Raw genomic sequence first — 13,884 nt, 5'->3', positions numbered from 1 at the left:
CCCTGCCGCGGACTCCCAGGGGGCCACAGTGACGGACACCCGGGGGCCTCAGCCCCCTCACCAGATGTTCGGCGGCGAGCAGCCCGCTCACGCCCAGCCGGGCCAGCCGTACCACCCGCCGCAGGCGTATCCCTCGCCCGACGGCACGCAGGGCGGTCAGCAGGCCGCCTCGGCGGTGCGCCGGCCGAAGACCGGCGCCCGTACGACGCCGCGTACGCGCAAGGCGCGGCTGCGGGTGGCGAAGGCCGACCCGTGGTCGGTGATGAAGGTCAGCTTCCTGCTGTCCATCGCCCTGGGCATCTGCACCGTGGTGGCGGCCGCGGTGCTGTGGATGGTCATGGACGCCATGGGCGTCTTCTCGACGGTCGGCGGGACGATCAGCGAGGCCACCGGCTCCAACGAGAGCAACGGCTTCGACCTCCAGTCGTTCCTGTCGCTGCCGCGCGTGCTCATCTTCACCTCGGTCGTCGCGGTGATCGATGTGGTGCTCGCCACAGCGCTGGCCACGCTCGGGGCCTTCATCTACAACCTCTCCGCCGGTTTTGTGGGCGGTGTGGAGCTCACGCTCGCCGAGGACGAGTAGCGCCGGAGAGGGGTCCTCGGATTCCGATTTTGGCGCTGCACCCCCTGTGCGCTAATCTTCAGAGGTCAGCGCGCAGCGCGGAGGGGCTATAGCTCAGTTGGTTAGAGCGCATCCCTGATAAGGATGAGGCCACAGGTTCAAATCCTGTTAGCCCCACAGTGACGATCGGCCCGGACGGAGAGAATCCGTCCGGGCCGATCGCTTTCCCGGGTTCGGTAGTTGAGGCGGTTCCGGGGTTTCCGGCGGCGCATGTAGGTCACCGATCGGTATCGGTCGGTGTGTATAGTCGGGCGCCAGAAGTCCTCATACGTCAAGGAAAGACGAGGTCGCGCGGTGAAGAAGCTTCTCCTGGTCGCACTGGCCGCCATCGGCGGGCTCCTCGTGTACCGCCAGATCCAGGCGGATCGCGCCGAGCAGGATCTGTGGACGGAGGCGACCGACTCCGTGCCCGCAGGTTCGGGTGTCTGAGACGCAGTCCTTGGATCATGAAGCCCCGGTCGTGGAAGCGGCCGGGGCTTTGTGCTGCCCGGCGCCGGTGCCAGGGGCCGCGTGGGCGGCCGGCCGCGGTGTGTGGCGGGACCGTGACGCGACCCCCTTGAGTTCACCTTCGCAAATTGTTGGCTTGCGCCAGCAAAGGTGAGGGGTGTGAGGGCGCGACTGCGCCGCCGTGCCGGCGAACAGGCGGACAAGAGGGGTGATTCGCCCGCGCGCGCAGACAGCGCGGCCACCGGCGGGGCAGGATGGTCCGGCGTCGCGATCGCCGAGGCGGCGACCGGCCCGTCCGGCCGGCCGGACCCCGCGGCGGACTCGTCGGACTCATCGACCACAGGGAGAAACGCGTGAAGAGGCAGCGCGGCAGGGGCCGGGTGACGCTGGCCGCGGTGGCGGCGATGTGCGCCGTGGCGGCGCTGCCGGGGCAGGCACGGGCGGCGGGCGAACCGAACCCGTACACGTTCGACGACGAGGCGAAGCCCGTCCAGGGCACGCCCGTCAACATCAACGGCCCCGAACTCACCGCCGGTTCGACCTACAAGGACAGCATCGAGCCGGGCGAGAAGCGCTACTACCGGATCGACCTCGACGCCACGTCCAACGCCTACGTCTCGGCGGTGGCCGTCCCCAAGCTGGGAACGAAGGTCGCCTACGCCGACAAGCTCGAAGTGAGCATCGAGGACCGGTCGGGCACCGAGTGCAGCGACGGCGAGGCCACCTTCGGCTCGGCGACGTATGCCCGTCCGGTCGCCGACTATGCGATCCGGCGGGTCGAGCAGGACAGCAGCAGCTGCCAGGAGGCAGGCGCGTACTACGTGCTCCTGGAGCGTACGAGCGAGGCCACGTCGACACCCGAGCCGTGGGACGTGGAGATCCGTTTCCTCTCCGAGCCCGGGCTGAAGAAGGCCGAGCCCACGACTGCACCGGAGAGCTGGCCGTCCGCCTCCCCCGCGGTGCCCGGCGGCGGTCCGCAGAAGCGCGCCGGAGGCACCGGCTTCCACGATGCGACGAGCCTCGAACAGGGCGAGTGGCTGGACGAGATCGCCCCCGGCCGGACCCTCTTCTACCGAGTGCCGGTCGACTGGGGGCAGCAGCTGTTCGTCAGCGCCGACATCGGCAACAGCCCTTCGGGCGACGGTCTGAAGAGCGTCGGCAACGCCATGGCGGTCGCTCTGCACAACCCGGCCCGCGGGCTCGTGGACGAGGAGACCGGCGTCTACTACGACGGCAAGCAGAAGTCCCTGGCCCTGGACCCGCTTCCACCGGTCGCCTACGAGAACCGCCACGACTCCGACAGCACCGCGGCCGCCATGCGGTTCGCCGGCTGGTACTACCTCTCGGTCACGCTGAGCCCGGAGATGGCCGAGGCGTTCGGGGAGAAGCCGCTGCCGCTGACGCTGCGCGTGAACGTGACCGGTCAGGCCGAGGCAGGGCCCGCCTATGACGGTCCGGCGGGCGACTTCCAGGTCACCGAGGACGACCGGGCCGCGGCCGACAGCGGCAAGAACGCCGACGCCGCCGAGACGAGCGAGACGATGGTGTTGGTCGCCGCCGCGGGCATCGGCCTGGGGATGGTGCTGGTGCTGGGCCTGGGTGCGTGGACGCTGCTCGCACGGCGGCGCGGCAGTGTCCAGCAGGGTCCGGCCACCGTCCCGGCACAGGGGCAGGCGGTCCCGTCGGCCGGTGCGCAGGACGGGCCGGGTGCCGTGTACGGCCGGACGCCCGGGTACGGCTACCCGCCGGCGCAGGCCCCTCAGGCCCCGCAGGCTCCTCAGGGGCAGCCGGGACAGGGCTACGGGTACGGGCAGTACGGACCGCCGCCCGGCCGGTAGGCGGGAGGCGGCGGCGCCGACGGCACGGACTCAGGTCTGGGTCAGCGCCCAGATGCCCACGGCGAAGCACAGCAGCGCGACGACGAGAACCGGGACCGCCACCTTCGGGGGCGGTCCCGGCCGCTTCTGCGCGGCGATGTGGGGCGCCACGGAATGCAGTGCGCCATGGCCGGGAACCTGCGGGCGCTCGGCGGTGTACGCACGGGTGGCAGGCTGTTCGTACGGCACCGGAGCGGTGAGGGCCTGGGAGGGCTGATCCGGCACCGCCGCGTGAGGGGCGGAGACGGGTGCCGGGCTCGGCGTGGACTCCGGCTGGACGGGAACCGCGGGCGGAGTGGCGGGCTGCGCCGCGTGCGGCAGTTGGGCGGACGGCTGCTGCGGGGGCGGGGACAGGTGGAAGCTGCCCGTCTGCGAAGCGGGGGCGGGCTGCGGGGCAGGGGCGGCGGGCGCCGCCTGCCGGGGCGCCTCCTGGACCGGTTCCGGCCCCGCCGGGCCGAAGCCCGGGGGCAGCGGCCCGAGTTGATCGAAGATCTCGACCGGCTCCTCGTCGGCCGCGGGCTCGGGCAGCATCTCCACGGCCGCGCTGAGCGCCTTGCGCGCACCCGTGGCCGTACGGAAGCGGGCCTGCGGGTCCGGCTGGAGCAGCCCGGCGAGCACCTGCCACAGGGGCTCGGGAATGCCCTGCGGGGCGCCCGGGGTGCCGTGGTTGGCGAAGTGCTCGACCAGCGCCTGGGAGTCGGGCTTCCTGCCCTGCAGGAGGTACAGCCCGACGAGACCGACGGCGAACAGGTCGGCGGGGAAGTCCGGCTCGGCGCCCATCATCTGCTCGGGCGCGAAGTAACCGGGCGTCCCCACCACGTAGTTGGTCTCCGTCAGACGCGGCTCCCCCTTGCGCATGGAGATGCCGAAGTCGGAGACCCGCAGATGGGGCCGGCCCGTTCCGGTGGCTTCCATCAGGATGTTGGCCGGCTTGATGTCGCGGTGCACGACCCCCTCCGCGTGCACCGCGGCAAGTCCGGACAGCAGCTGATCGAGCAGGGTGCAGACGAAACGCGGGGGCAGCGGACCGTAGTCGCCGATGACGTGCGCCAGCGACCCGCCGCTGACCAGGTCCATGGTGAACAGGACCTTGTCGTCGTCCGCGGCCCAGCTGGCCGGGGCGAGGACATGCGGGTGATCGATCCGCAGCGCCTGCTCGCGCACGAAGCGGAGCAGGGTGTGGGCATCGCTCTGCTGAAGGACCTTCGCCGCCACATAGCGGCGGCGCCGGTGGTCCCAGGCGCGCCAGACGGCGCCGACGCCGCCGCGTCCGATCGGGTCGATCAGTTCGTACCGACCAGCGAAGACCTCACCCATTGTGCTGCGCCAGCTCCCGGTTCCCTCGCGGCGGCGTCCGCCTCGTTCAGCTCTGGTGCGACTCGTAGTGGGCGACCGCGTCGGCGGTGCGCCCCGCGCCGTACACCCGGAGGAACTCTGCCAGTTCGGGGTGGGTCGGGGCGAGGGAGTCCGCCGCATCGATGATGTCGCCGGCCGCCGAGACCGAGCGCAGCAGCGACTGGATCTCCCGCACGACGCGACGCACGGTCGGCGCTCCGGACGTGCCCGCGGACTGGCTGGTGCCGGTGAGGACCGAGCCGCCCTGCGACTTCTTGATCTCCTCCATCCGGTCAGTGGCCTCCACGGCGCTCACGCTGCCGTCGGCCACCTGGCTCGCCAGTTCCTGCAGGGCCTGGACGCGCTGGACGACAGCGGGGTTGCCGATCTTGGCGCGCTGGCCGCTCATCAGCTGGGAGAGCATCGGAGCCGACAGACCGAGCACGCCCGCGAGCCTCGCCTGGTTGAGGCCCAGGTCGTCGATGAGCCTGCGGAACAGTGCCCCCAGCGGTTCCCCGTACCAGCTGCGCTGCAGTTCCCGGGCTCTTGCGGTCGTCTCCTGCTGCGCTGCGTCCATTGCGTCTCCCCATCGCTTCCCCAAGCGGCTTCGCTGCTGCGAACCTCGTGGTGCATCTTACGGAGCGTGTCCGCTGACGGGGAGTCCCATCGGGAGTCCCAATCCTTTTGCAGAATCACGGGGGTGACCCGGTACTCTTGTGCGCGACGGTGACCGAGACCATGCCTTTCGGTCGTGGTCACTTTTCCCGGGGCCTTAGCTCAGTTGGTAGAGCGCTGTCTTTGCATGGCAGATGTCAGGGGTTCGACTCCCCTAGGCTCCACAACATCACATGACTCCCCTGACCTGCGGAAACGCGGATCAGGGGAGTTTTTCGTGGTGTGCGCCGGGTCCGGCCGGGTCAGGGACGCGCCCGCCGGCCGGAGACCCCGTCGAGCAGCCGGCGGCGCTGGGCCCCGGAGGCGGCCGGCTCGACGCCCACCAGCCCCATGGCCGTCGCGCCGTCGCTCGACTTGGCCCTAATCAACGCCCTCCAGCTGCGCCCCCGGGCGTCCTGGTCCGAACTCGCGCCCCCGCTGGGCGTCACCGCGGGCACCTCGCCCGTCGCTGGGAGCGGCTCACCGGTGCCGGGCTCGCCTGGGTGTACGCGGCACCGGGCCGGGAGTTCTCGCGCAGCCGGTGCACCGCGTTCGTGCAGTTCCGGTGCCTGCCCGAGGCACGGTGGCGGCCGGCGGCCGAAATCAGGGCGCTGCCGGCGCGCACCCTCGGACTCGACGACGTCGACCGGTCCCTGCTCGGCGAACTCGTCACCGACGGACGAATGGGCTGGGCCGAACTCGCCGAGCGCAACGGGAGCAGCCCCGCCACCGTCCGCCGCCGGCTGCGCCGTCTGACGGACGCCGAGGTCCTCACCTTCCGCTGCGGCATCGCTGCCCCGCTGGCGGGACGCCCCGTGCCGGTCTCGTTCCTCGCCCGTGCCCCCGCCCGCGACATCGCCACCGTCCACCGCACGCTCGCGGCGCTGCCCGAGTGCCGCCTGGTCGCGGCCGTCACGGGGCCCGACAGCCTCTTCGCCACGCTCTGGTTCCAGGACATGGCGACATCCAGCGCCGCGAGACGGCGCTCTGCGCGCGGGTCCCCAGCCTCACGGTCACCGACCGGCTCGTGGGCCTGCGCACCGTCAAACGCATGGGGCATCGGCTCGACGACGAGGGCCGCCGCACCGGGGTCCGGCCGATCTCCCCTGGTAGAGGCGCGGTGGCGCGGCTCGCTGACCGGGCCGTAGGCGGGGGAGGCCTCCCCTGGAGGACACGCGCTACACGACCGCGGCAGGCCTCGCATCCCGTGCGCGGCCGACCCGGGGCGGCGGGGGATGGGCCACACGGGTGGTGTTCATCCGAAGAACTGCGCGGGAGCGGCGTCGCTCCCACACTCCTCGAGATGCGTACACATCATGAGAAAGGTATGTAAAGCGCTCAACCCGAAAGCGAGGGGTCATGGCCGCCTTCAAGGTCAGGAATCTGTGGACCGCGTTCGTCACCGCGTTCTTCGCACTGCTTGCCTCGGTGGGGCTCACCACCGCCACTGCCGCCGCTGCCGCGTCGCAGCCCGCTGCCCGGACGTCCGACGAGCCGGTGAAGGCCCGTCCGCAGACGTCGGGCGTCGTGGTGCCGGCGCAGAGCAGGAGGGCGGCCACGGCACGCCGGCTCCCCACGGCCCGGGACCGGTCGCTGCCGCCGACGATGAAGCAGCGCATCGGCGCCGAAGCACACGGAGCCTCCCCGGCCACCCGGCATCTGTCCGCCATCGAGGCCGACGCCGCCGACATGACCGAGGCCGACGCCCCGGCCGACGCCCCCAGCCTCTCGTCCGCCGTCGCCGCCCCCGCCGCTGCGGCCCGCGTGACCGGTTCCCCGCGGGCGGCACGTGCGGCGCTCGCCGCGCGCCCCGGCGCCGGCACCCCGGCCGCCGCCCCGGTCCGTACGGCCTACGCCGTAGCGGCGTGAGGCGCCGGGAGCGTCTTTCTCTCCCGGCGCCACCACCCACGAGGGCGGGAAACGGTCAGCGACCCTCGTCGCGGTCCGAAGCGTCCGCCTCGTCCTGCTTCACCTGGACATCGGGATCGAGATCGGCCTTGGTGCTGCCGTCGACGGACGTCAGCGGGGCCCGGTCGGAGACCTCCGTGGCGGCGGGCGGTTCCACCAGCCAGTCGGGGTTCGCCTGCTTGTCCCACCACTTCCAGGCGGCGAAGGCGCCGCCGGCCAGTACGCCGACCACTGCAACACCCTTGAAGACACGTCCGGCCCTGGACCGCCGCTCGTGCTTCCTCACCAGCTTCCGGATCTCCTTCGCCGTGATCTGTCCGCGCAGCGCGGCCAGAGCGGCAGCAGAACGGGCCGCGGCCTCCTCCCGCACGGGCTGGGCGACGGCCACCGCGTGCTCGACACGCGGAACGGTGTAGTCAGCCGCCTGACGCGCGGCCTTCCGGGCCTGTACAGCGGCCCGGTGCGCGGCCTGGTCGACCTTGGGCGGTACATGCGGCGCCACGCGGACGCCGTACTGAACACGGGCCTGAGCAGCGGCCTTGGAGACTTTCGGCGCGAGCCGTACGCGGGCTTCGCGCGCATAGAGTGCGGCGTGGTCCTTGGCCGTGCCGGCGTAGGGCGCCACCACTTCCGCGGCGTGCTGCACGCTCTCCTTCGCCGTACCGGTCGCGGCGCGCACGCTGTCCATGCGGGTCACGGGATCCTCCTCCTCGGTGGCGTTCTGGTGGACTGGGGTTTGTCCCCAGTTGGGCACAGTTCCGCCTTTCCACCCGATTGAAAATCATGCCTGTTGAGCGCTCCCCCGGCATGCGGGGCGGGCATCCGGGTCATCTCGGGAGCTTGCGGACGACAATGCCACTGTTCGGGCTGCAGCGCGCCCGTGCGACGGCTACCCGGTTGCTTTTCCGTGTACGCGGCCTTGCCGTGCGAGGATCGGGTGACGTCAGAGCAGACTTACGGAAGGCACACCGTGGCCGAGCAGCTTTACGCCACCCTCAAGACCAACCAAGGCGACATCGAGATCCGGCTCCTGCCGAACCACGCGCCCAAGACGGTGAAGAACTTCGTCGAACTCGCCACCGGCGAGCGCGAATGGGTCCACCCGGGCACCGGCAAGAGGTCCACGGACAAGCTGTACGACGGAACCGTCTTCCACCGCGTGATCAGCGGCTTCATGATCCAGGGCGGTGACCCCCTGGGCAACGGCACCGGCGGCCCGGGCTACGAGTTCGCCGACGAGTTCCACCCGGAGCTGTCCTTCGACCGGCCGTACCTGCTGGCCATGGCCAACGCCGGCCCGGGAACCAACGGCTCGCAGTTCTTCATCACCGTGTCGCCGACCGCGTGGCTGACGCGCAAGCACACCATCTTCGGCGAGGTCGCGAACGAGGCCGGCAAGAAGGTCGTGGACGCCATCGCGGCCACCCAGACCAACCCGCGCACCGACCGCCCGCTCAACGACGTCGTCATCGAGTCGGTCGTCGTGGAGAAGCGCCAGAGCTGAGCCCGCGGGATTCCCGTACGGGAACCTTTTCGCCCTGTCCGTCCGTAAGGATGGACAGGGCGATGTCGCGCGAGCCCGGAAGGACGAGGGGACCTCATGGACCAGGCGCCAGGCAGTCCGCAGGAGCCGCAGGACACCCATGGCCTGCCGAGCTGCTACCGGCACCCGGGCCGCGATACGGGCATCCGCTGCACCCGCTGCGAGCGTCCGATCTGCACGGACTGCATGATCAGCGCGTCCGTCGGCTTCCAGTGCCCGGACTGCGTGCGCACCGGATCGGGCACGGGCCACGCCCCGGACGCGAGCCGGCCGCGGACGATCGCGGGCGGGACGGTGGCGGCGGATCCGCGCCTGGTGACGAAGGTGCTGCTGGCGATCAACGTCGCCGTGTTCGTCATGGGGTTTGCTCTGGGAGACCAGTTCGTCCATCGGCTCACGCTGATCGCGGGCGCCGCTGACCCCGTCCTGGGCGACGTGGTCGGCGTAGCGGCCCAAGACGAGTGGTACCGCCTTGTGACCTCGATGTTCCTGCACCAGGAGGTCTGGCACATCGCGTTCAACATGATGGCCCTGTGGTGGCTCGGCGGGCCGCTGGAGCAGGCTCTCGGCCGTGCCCGCTACCTGGCCCTGTACCTGATCTCTGGGCTGGCGGGCAGTGCCCTGACGTACCTCCTGGCCGCGCCGAACCAAGGTTCGCTGGGCGCCTCCGGCGCGATCTTCGGCCTGTTCGGCGCCACCATTGTCCTCATGCGGCGGCTGCGCTACGACATGCGCCCGATCGTCACCCTGCTGGTGATCAACCTCGTGATCACCTTTATGCCGGGCTTCGACATCGCCTGGCAGGCCCACGTCGGTGGTCTGATCGCCGGCGCGGCCATCGCCTACGGCCTCGTCCACGCTCCGCAGGGCAGGCAGCGCACGCCGGTTCAGTTCGGCGTGTGCGCGCTCGTCCTGCTCGTCTCCCTCGTGGTCGTCGTGGCGCGGACCCTCGCGCTCACCTGACCTGGCGCGGCATCTTTCCCCAAAGTTGTCCACAGCGTGTGGTGGATCTTGTGCACGCTGTGGGGAACACGCGTGCCCCTCGTCGCTGACCTGGGGTTTCCTGGTCGGGACGAGGGGCCTGTCGCTTCACCGGCCTGGCCGAAGCAGTCACATCGGCGTCAACGTCCGGAGAGTTATCCACAGATCGTCTGACCTTTTCCCCTGCTGTGGACAACGGTGTGGATAACCTCAGGGCAGGGCTTGACGGCCGACGGTGCGGGGCGCTACTTCCACTGCGTGGAGACACCGAAGCCCGCGGCGATGAAGCCGAAGCCCGCGACGATGTTCCAGTTGCCGAAGCTCTTGATCGGCAGGTCGCCCTCGGTCACGTAGAACAGGACGATCCAGGCGAGTCCGATCAGGAACAGCGCGAGCATCACCGGTGCGACCCAGCTGCGGTTGGTGAGCTTGATGTTCGTGGTCTGCTTCGAGGCCGGCGGCGGCGTGAAGTCGGCCTTCTTGCGGATACGTGACTTCGGCACGAGGGACTCTCCTGTCGATGCGCTTGCGTGACCGCGCAGGTAACTGTGGCTGGCGCCGGGGCCGGCGCGAGGGGGACCATCGGCTCCCCCGGGCGTCCGTTAGCGTAGTGCTTCCGCGGTGCCGAAGGAGATAAGGGTACGTTGAGCAATTCTGCCGACTCCCCACAAGGGCCGGTTCGCCGCACCAGGTGGCGGCCTGTCCGGCTGCTCACGGCTGCCGTCTTCGCCCTCGCCGGTGTGATCTTCGTGACGAGCTTCAACACCGCAAAGGGCACCGATCTGCGTACCGACGGCTCCCTGTTGAAGCTCTCCGACCTGATCAAGCAGCGCAGCGCCGACAACGGCGACCTGGAGGAGTCCACCGCCGCCGTACGGGAGGACGTCGACGCGCTCGCCCAGCGCGACGACGGCTCGACCGAGGCCGAGGACGCCAGGCTCAAGGCCCTGGAGGAGTCCGCGGGCACCGAGAAGCTGAGCGGCAGGGCCGTGAGTGTCACGCTCGACGACGCCCCGCCGAACGCACAGGCCGCTCCCGGCTACCCCGAGCCCCAGGCCAACGACCTGGTCATCCACCAGCAGGACCTCCAGGCCGTGGTCAACGCGCTGTGGCACGGCGGTGCCAAGGGCATCAGGGTCATGGACCAGCGGCTGATCTCCACCAGCGCCGTCCGGTGCGTGGGCAACACGCTGATCCTCCAGGGGCGCGTCTACTCACCGCCCTACAAGATCACCGCTGTCGGTGACCAGGAGGCCCTCAAGAAGGCGCTCGCCAAGTCACCCGCGGTCCAGAACTATCAGCTGTACGTGGAGGCCTACGGCCTCGGCTGGAAAGTGGAAGAGGACGAGCGGGTGACTCTTCCCGGCTACTCGGGCACAGTGGATCTCCACTACGCGAAGCCCGCCGGGTAGTGCTCAGGCCGCCCGGCGGTGCCGCCCGGTCGGTGGAGCCTGGGGGTGCACGTGAGGGTGCGGCTGCTCGTACGGACCTTGAGCGAACTGTGCATCACGGCGGGCACCTTGATCGTGCTGTTCGTCGTGTACGTGATGTTCTGGACGGGCATCGAGGCCGAGGGCGCGACGGAGGGCCAGATCGACCGGCTCCGGGACAGCTGGGCCGCCGCGCCCGTGCCGGCGCCCGCGCCCGACCGCACGAGGCCGCCCGCCCCGGAGGCGTACGAGCCCGGGAAGCCGTTCGCGGTCATGCACGTCCCGCGCTTCGGGAAGGACTGGGCCTGGCCGGTCCTCGAAGGCACCGGCACGGGGGTTCTCAAGAAGGGGCTCGGGCACTACGCGGGGACCGCCGCGCTGGGCGAGACGGGCAACTTCGCGGTCGCCGGCCACCGCCGCACGTACGGCGACCCGTTCAAGGACTTCCCGCGGCTGCGGGCGGGGGACGCCGTCGTGCTGACGGACGGGACGACCTGGTTCACCTACCGGATCGTGAAGAGCCCGTACCGCACGCTCCCCACGGACGTCGGTGTCATCGCCCCCGTGCCGGACCCGGTCGAGGCCGGCGCCGCCGGATTCGACGGTCCGGGCCGCTATCTGACGCTGACCACGTGCGAGCCGGAGTGGGGCAGCAGCCACCGGCTCGTCGTCTGGGCGCACCTGGATGCGACCCAGCCTGTGACCGACGGCAAACCGCGAGCTTTCCACAGCTGACCCACGGGCCCCCGCCGCCCTTTAGTCTGGTGCCGTACCGAACGGAAAGGGACGGCATGTACGGCTGGATCTGGCGGCATCTGCCGGGGAACGCATGGGTGCGGGCAATCATCTCGCTCGTGCTGGTCCTGGCGGTCGTCTACGTGCTGTTCCAGTACGTCTTCCCGTGGGCGGAGCCGTTGCTCCCGTTCAACGATGTGACGGTCGACGGAGAAGAGGGGGCGGCCCGATGAGCGCGCGCATCCTCGTCGTCGACAACTACGACAGCTTCGTCTTCAACCTCGTCCAGTACCTCTACCAGCTCGGTGCCGAGTGCGAAGTGGTCCGCAACGACGAGGTGTCCCTGGAGCACGCGCAGGACGGCTTCGACGGCGTCCTGCTCTCCCCCGGCCCCGGCGCGCCCGAACAGGCCGGTGTCTGCATCGACATGGTCCGCCACTGCGCGGCCACGGGCGTGCCGGTCTTCGGTGTCTGCCTGGGCATGCAGTCGATGGCGGTTGCCTACGGCGGCGTGGTCGACCGCGCACCGGAGCTGCTGCACGGCAAGACCTCGCTGGTCACCCATGAGGGCAAGGGCGTCTTCACCGGGCTGCCGTCGCCCTTCACGGCGACGCGCTACCACTCGTTGGCCGCCGAGCCCGCCGACCTGCCGGCCGAGCTGGAGGTGACCGCGCGGACGGCCGACGGCATCATCATGGGCCTGCGCCACCGCGAACTGCCGGTCGAAGGCGTGCAGTTCCACCCCGAGTCGGTCCTGACCGAGCACGGACATCTCATGCTCGCCAACTGGCTGGAGCAGTGCGGCGACGCCGGAGCCGTGGGGCGTTCGGCAGGGCTCGCACCGGTGGTGGGCAAGGCACTGGCGTGAGCGCCGTGCGCCCCGGGCACGAGCACGAGCAGGAGTACGGGCGGCGTTACGGGGGCGAGGCAGAGGTCGACTACGACCCGCTGACGGACCCGCTGCCCCCGGGTGAGCACGCTTCCCCCTGGTTCCGCGCGCCGAGCGTCCCCGCCGAGCCGGAGGTCCCGTCCCCGCCGTATGCAGAGCCGCCGCCCGGGGCGTCGGCCGGATTGCCGACGGGGGAGCCGGGCGGGGAGCCGGTCGACTGGTACGACCGGGAGGGGTACCGGCAGGACTGGTACGGCCAGGAGCCCGTACCGGAGCCGGCCCCGGCCCCGGTGGGGGCGCCGTCGCGCGCTCCGGTGCCACCGCAGCCGGCCATGCCCGACACGAGGCAGGCCGCCGCGCAGACGACCGCGTTCGAGGCGGGGCAGGCCGCCGCGCAGACGACGGTGTTCGACACGGGGCAGGCCGCCGCGCAGACGGCCGCGTTCGAGGCGGGGCAGGCCGGGGCACAGAGCGCCGGGTTCGAGCCCCAGCAGGCCGCCGCGACCGCCGTGTTCGACGCCCTCGCCCCCGAGGCCGTGGCCGAGACCTCCGGGCCCGTGGTTTCCGCCACCGTTCCCGTGCCCGACGACGAGACGGTGGCGCTGCGCACCTCCGACACGCGCCGTGCGGCCGAGGTGCCGCCCGGGCCCGGCAGGGCCGAGCGGCGCAGGGCGGCGAAGGGCGGCAGAGGCCGCAGGCGCCCCGCTGCCGCCGCGGCGGAGACGGGCGCCGAGCCCGCGAAACCGCTGTCGCGGGTCGAGGCGAGGCGCGCGGCCAAGGCGGCGAAGGACAGTCCGGCCGTCATCGCGAGCCGCGCCATCGGGGAGCTGTTCATCACCTTCGGCGTGCTGATGCTGCTGTTCGTCACGTATCAGCTGTGGTGGACGAACGTGCTGGCGGGACAGCAGGCCGACAAGGCGGCGAACAAGATCCAGGACGACTGGTCCAAGGGCCGCAAGCCCGGTGCCTTCGAACCGGGCCAGGGCTTCGCCATCATGCACATCCCCAGGCTGGACGTCGTGGTCCCCATCGCCGAAGGCATCGACAAGAACAAGGTGCTGGACCGCGGCATGGTGGGCCACTACGGCGAGGGCAAGCTCAAGACCGCGATGCCCCAGGACCGGCAGGGCAACTTCGCGGTCGCCGGCCACCGCAACACCCACGGCGAACCGTTCCGCTACATCAACCGCCTGGAGCCCGGCGACCCGATCGTCGTCGAGACGCAGGACACCTACTACACGTACGAGATGGCGAGCATCCTGCCGCAGACCGCGCCGTCGAACGTGAGCGTGATCGGACCCGTGCCGCCCGGATCGGGGTTCACCAGGCCCGGCCGGTACATCACGCTGACGACCTGCACGCCGGAGTTCACCAGTACCTACCGCATGATCGTGTGGGGCAAGATGGTCGAGGAACGGCCGCGTAGCAAGGGAAAACCCGACGCACTCGTCGGCTGATGACGT

Annotated in this window: 17 protein-coding genes and 2 tRNA genes; 14 read left to right on the top strand and 5 right to left on the bottom strand. The window is 70.9% G+C overall.

The window, feature by feature from the left end; translation table 11 throughout:
- The first annotated feature begins 28 nt into the window (after positions 1 to 28).
- The 4 genes from ACF08N_RS12170 to ACF08N_RS12155 all read left to right on the top strand — a co-directional run bounded on the left by ACF08N_RS12170 (position 29) and on the right by ACF08N_RS12155 (position 2,907).
- Complete coding sequence (locus ACF08N_RS12170) at positions 29 to 583, top strand: DUF3566 domain-containing protein (RefSeq protein ID WP_392324505.1); 555 nt, start codon at positions 29 to 31, stop codon at positions 581 to 583.
- An 82-nt stretch (positions 584 to 665) separates the two neighbouring features.
- A tRNA-Ile gene (locus tag ACF08N_RS12165) sits at positions 666 to 739 on the top strand.
- Positions 740 to 916: 177 nt separating this feature from the next.
- Entirely contained in the window at positions 917 to 1,051 is a 135-nt protein-coding gene (locus ACF08N_RS12160) for a DLW-39 family protein (RefSeq protein ID WP_003958712.1), read from the top strand.
- 371 nt (positions 1,052 to 1,422) lie between these two features.
- Positions 1,423 to 2,907 (top strand): hypothetical protein, encoded by a 1,485-nt coding sequence (locus tag ACF08N_RS12155; protein WP_392324504.1) that lies wholly within the window; start codon positions 1,423 to 1,425, stop codon positions 2,905 to 2,907.
- A 30-nt stretch (positions 2,908 to 2,937) separates the two neighbouring features.
- Here ACF08N_RS12155 and ACF08N_RS12150 read toward each other — a convergent pair whose 3' ends face one another.
- Together ACF08N_RS12150 and ACF08N_RS12145 are read right to left on the bottom strand one after the other, a co-directional pair.
- Positions 2,938 to 4,263: a protein kinase gene (locus ACF08N_RS12150; RefSeq protein WP_392324503.1), complete on the bottom strand. Its 1,326-nt coding sequence runs from the start codon at positions 4,261 to 4,263 to the stop codon at positions 2,938 to 2,940.
- A 46-nt stretch (positions 4,264 to 4,309) separates the two neighbouring features.
- Entirely contained in the window at positions 4,310 to 4,858 is a 549-nt protein-coding gene (locus ACF08N_RS12145) for a helix-turn-helix domain-containing protein (RefSeq protein ID WP_392324502.1), read from the bottom strand.
- A gap of 189 nt (positions 4,859 to 5,047) precedes the next feature.
- Between ACF08N_RS12145 and ACF08N_RS12140 the strand changes: the two genes are divergently transcribed.
- Positions 5,048 to 5,120: transfer RNA gene (locus tag ACF08N_RS12140), tRNA-Ala, on the top strand.
- Between the two features lie 78 nt (positions 5,121 to 5,198).
- Here the strand turns inward: ACF08N_RS12140 and ACF08N_RS12135 are convergent.
- Positions 5,199 to 5,324, bottom strand: a complete 126-nt coding sequence (locus tag ACF08N_RS12135; protein WP_392324501.1) for a hypothetical protein — start codon at positions 5,322 to 5,324, stop codon at positions 5,199 to 5,201.
- A gap of 114 nt (positions 5,325 to 5,438) precedes the next feature.
- Between ACF08N_RS12135 and ACF08N_RS12130 the strand changes: the two genes are divergently transcribed.
- Both ACF08N_RS12130 and ACF08N_RS12125 read left to right on the top strand, forming a co-directional pair.
- On the top strand, positions 5,439 to 6,083 hold the full coding sequence (locus tag ACF08N_RS12130; RefSeq protein ID WP_392324500.1) for an Lrp/AsnC family transcriptional regulator: 645 nt from the start codon (positions 5,439 to 5,441) through the stop codon (positions 6,081 to 6,083).
- 211 nt (positions 6,084 to 6,294) lie between these two features.
- Positions 6,295 to 6,804 (top strand): DUF6344 domain-containing protein, encoded by a 510-nt coding sequence (locus ACF08N_RS12125; RefSeq protein ID WP_392324499.1) that lies wholly within the window; start codon positions 6,295 to 6,297, stop codon positions 6,802 to 6,804.
- A gap of 55 nt (positions 6,805 to 6,859) precedes the next feature.
- Here ACF08N_RS12125 and ACF08N_RS12120 read toward each other — a convergent pair whose 3' ends face one another.
- The gene (locus tag ACF08N_RS12120; protein ID WP_392324498.1) at positions 6,860 to 7,540 is read right to left on the bottom strand and encodes a DUF5324 family protein; all 681 of its coding nucleotides are present in this window, start codon (positions 7,538 to 7,540) and stop codon (positions 6,860 to 6,862) included.
- 273 nt (positions 7,541 to 7,813) lie between these two features.
- Here ACF08N_RS12120 and ACF08N_RS12115 point away from each other — a divergent pair, with 273 nt between their 5' ends.
- Positions 7,814 to 8,347 (top strand): peptidylprolyl isomerase, encoded by a 534-nt coding sequence (locus tag ACF08N_RS12115; protein ID WP_392324497.1) that lies wholly within the window; start codon positions 7,814 to 7,816, stop codon positions 8,345 to 8,347.
- 96 nt (positions 8,348 to 8,443) lie between these two features.
- A complete protein-coding gene (locus ACF08N_RS12110) occupies positions 8,444 to 9,349 on the top strand; it encodes a rhomboid family intramembrane serine protease (protein WP_392324496.1) in 906 nt (301 codons plus the stop codon).
- Positions 9,350 to 9,612: 263 nt separating this feature from the next.
- Here the strand turns inward: ACF08N_RS12110 and crgA are convergent, their stop codons facing one another.
- Complete coding sequence (gene crgA, locus ACF08N_RS12105) at positions 9,613 to 9,870, bottom strand: cell division protein CrgA (RefSeq protein WP_392324495.1); 258 nt, start codon at positions 9,868 to 9,870, stop codon at positions 9,613 to 9,615.
- Between the two features lie 141 nt (positions 9,871 to 10,011).
- Between crgA and ACF08N_RS12100 the strand changes: the two genes are divergently transcribed.
- The 5 genes from ACF08N_RS12100 to ACF08N_RS12080 are packed head-to-tail and all read left to right on the top strand — an operon-like array spanning position 10,012 to position 13,878.
- Entirely contained in the window at positions 10,012 to 10,779 is a 768-nt protein-coding gene (locus ACF08N_RS12100; protein WP_392324494.1) for a DUF881 domain-containing protein, read from the top strand.
- A gap of 51 nt (positions 10,780 to 10,830) precedes the next feature.
- Positions 10,831 to 11,532, top strand: a complete 702-nt coding sequence (locus ACF08N_RS12095; protein WP_392324684.1) for a class E sortase — start codon at positions 10,831 to 10,833, stop codon at positions 11,530 to 11,532.
- Between the two features lie 56 nt (positions 11,533 to 11,588).
- A complete protein-coding gene (locus ACF08N_RS12090; protein WP_392324493.1) occupies positions 11,589 to 11,765 on the top strand; it encodes a hypothetical protein in 177 nt (58 codons plus the stop codon).
- Positions 11,762 to 12,400, top strand: a complete 639-nt coding sequence (locus tag ACF08N_RS12085; protein ID WP_392324492.1) for an aminodeoxychorismate/anthranilate synthase component II — start codon at positions 11,762 to 11,764, stop codon at positions 12,398 to 12,400. Before ACF08N_RS12090 ends, ACF08N_RS12085 begins: the two co-directional genes overlap by 4 nt.
- Complete coding sequence (locus ACF08N_RS12080) at positions 12,397 to 13,878, top strand: class E sortase (protein ID WP_392324491.1); 1,482 nt, start codon at positions 12,397 to 12,399, stop codon at positions 13,876 to 13,878. Before ACF08N_RS12085 ends, ACF08N_RS12080 begins: the two co-directional genes overlap by 4 nt.
- Positions 13,879 to 13,884 lie beyond the last annotated feature (6 nt).

It is taken from the genome of Streptomyces sp. NPDC015127 (assembly GCF_043080095.1).
GTDB lineage: Bacteria > Actinomycetota > Actinomycetes > Streptomycetales > Streptomycetaceae > Streptomyces.
Note: the sequence above shows the minus strand (reverse complement) of the source record. Positions and strands in the feature narration are given on the sequence as shown.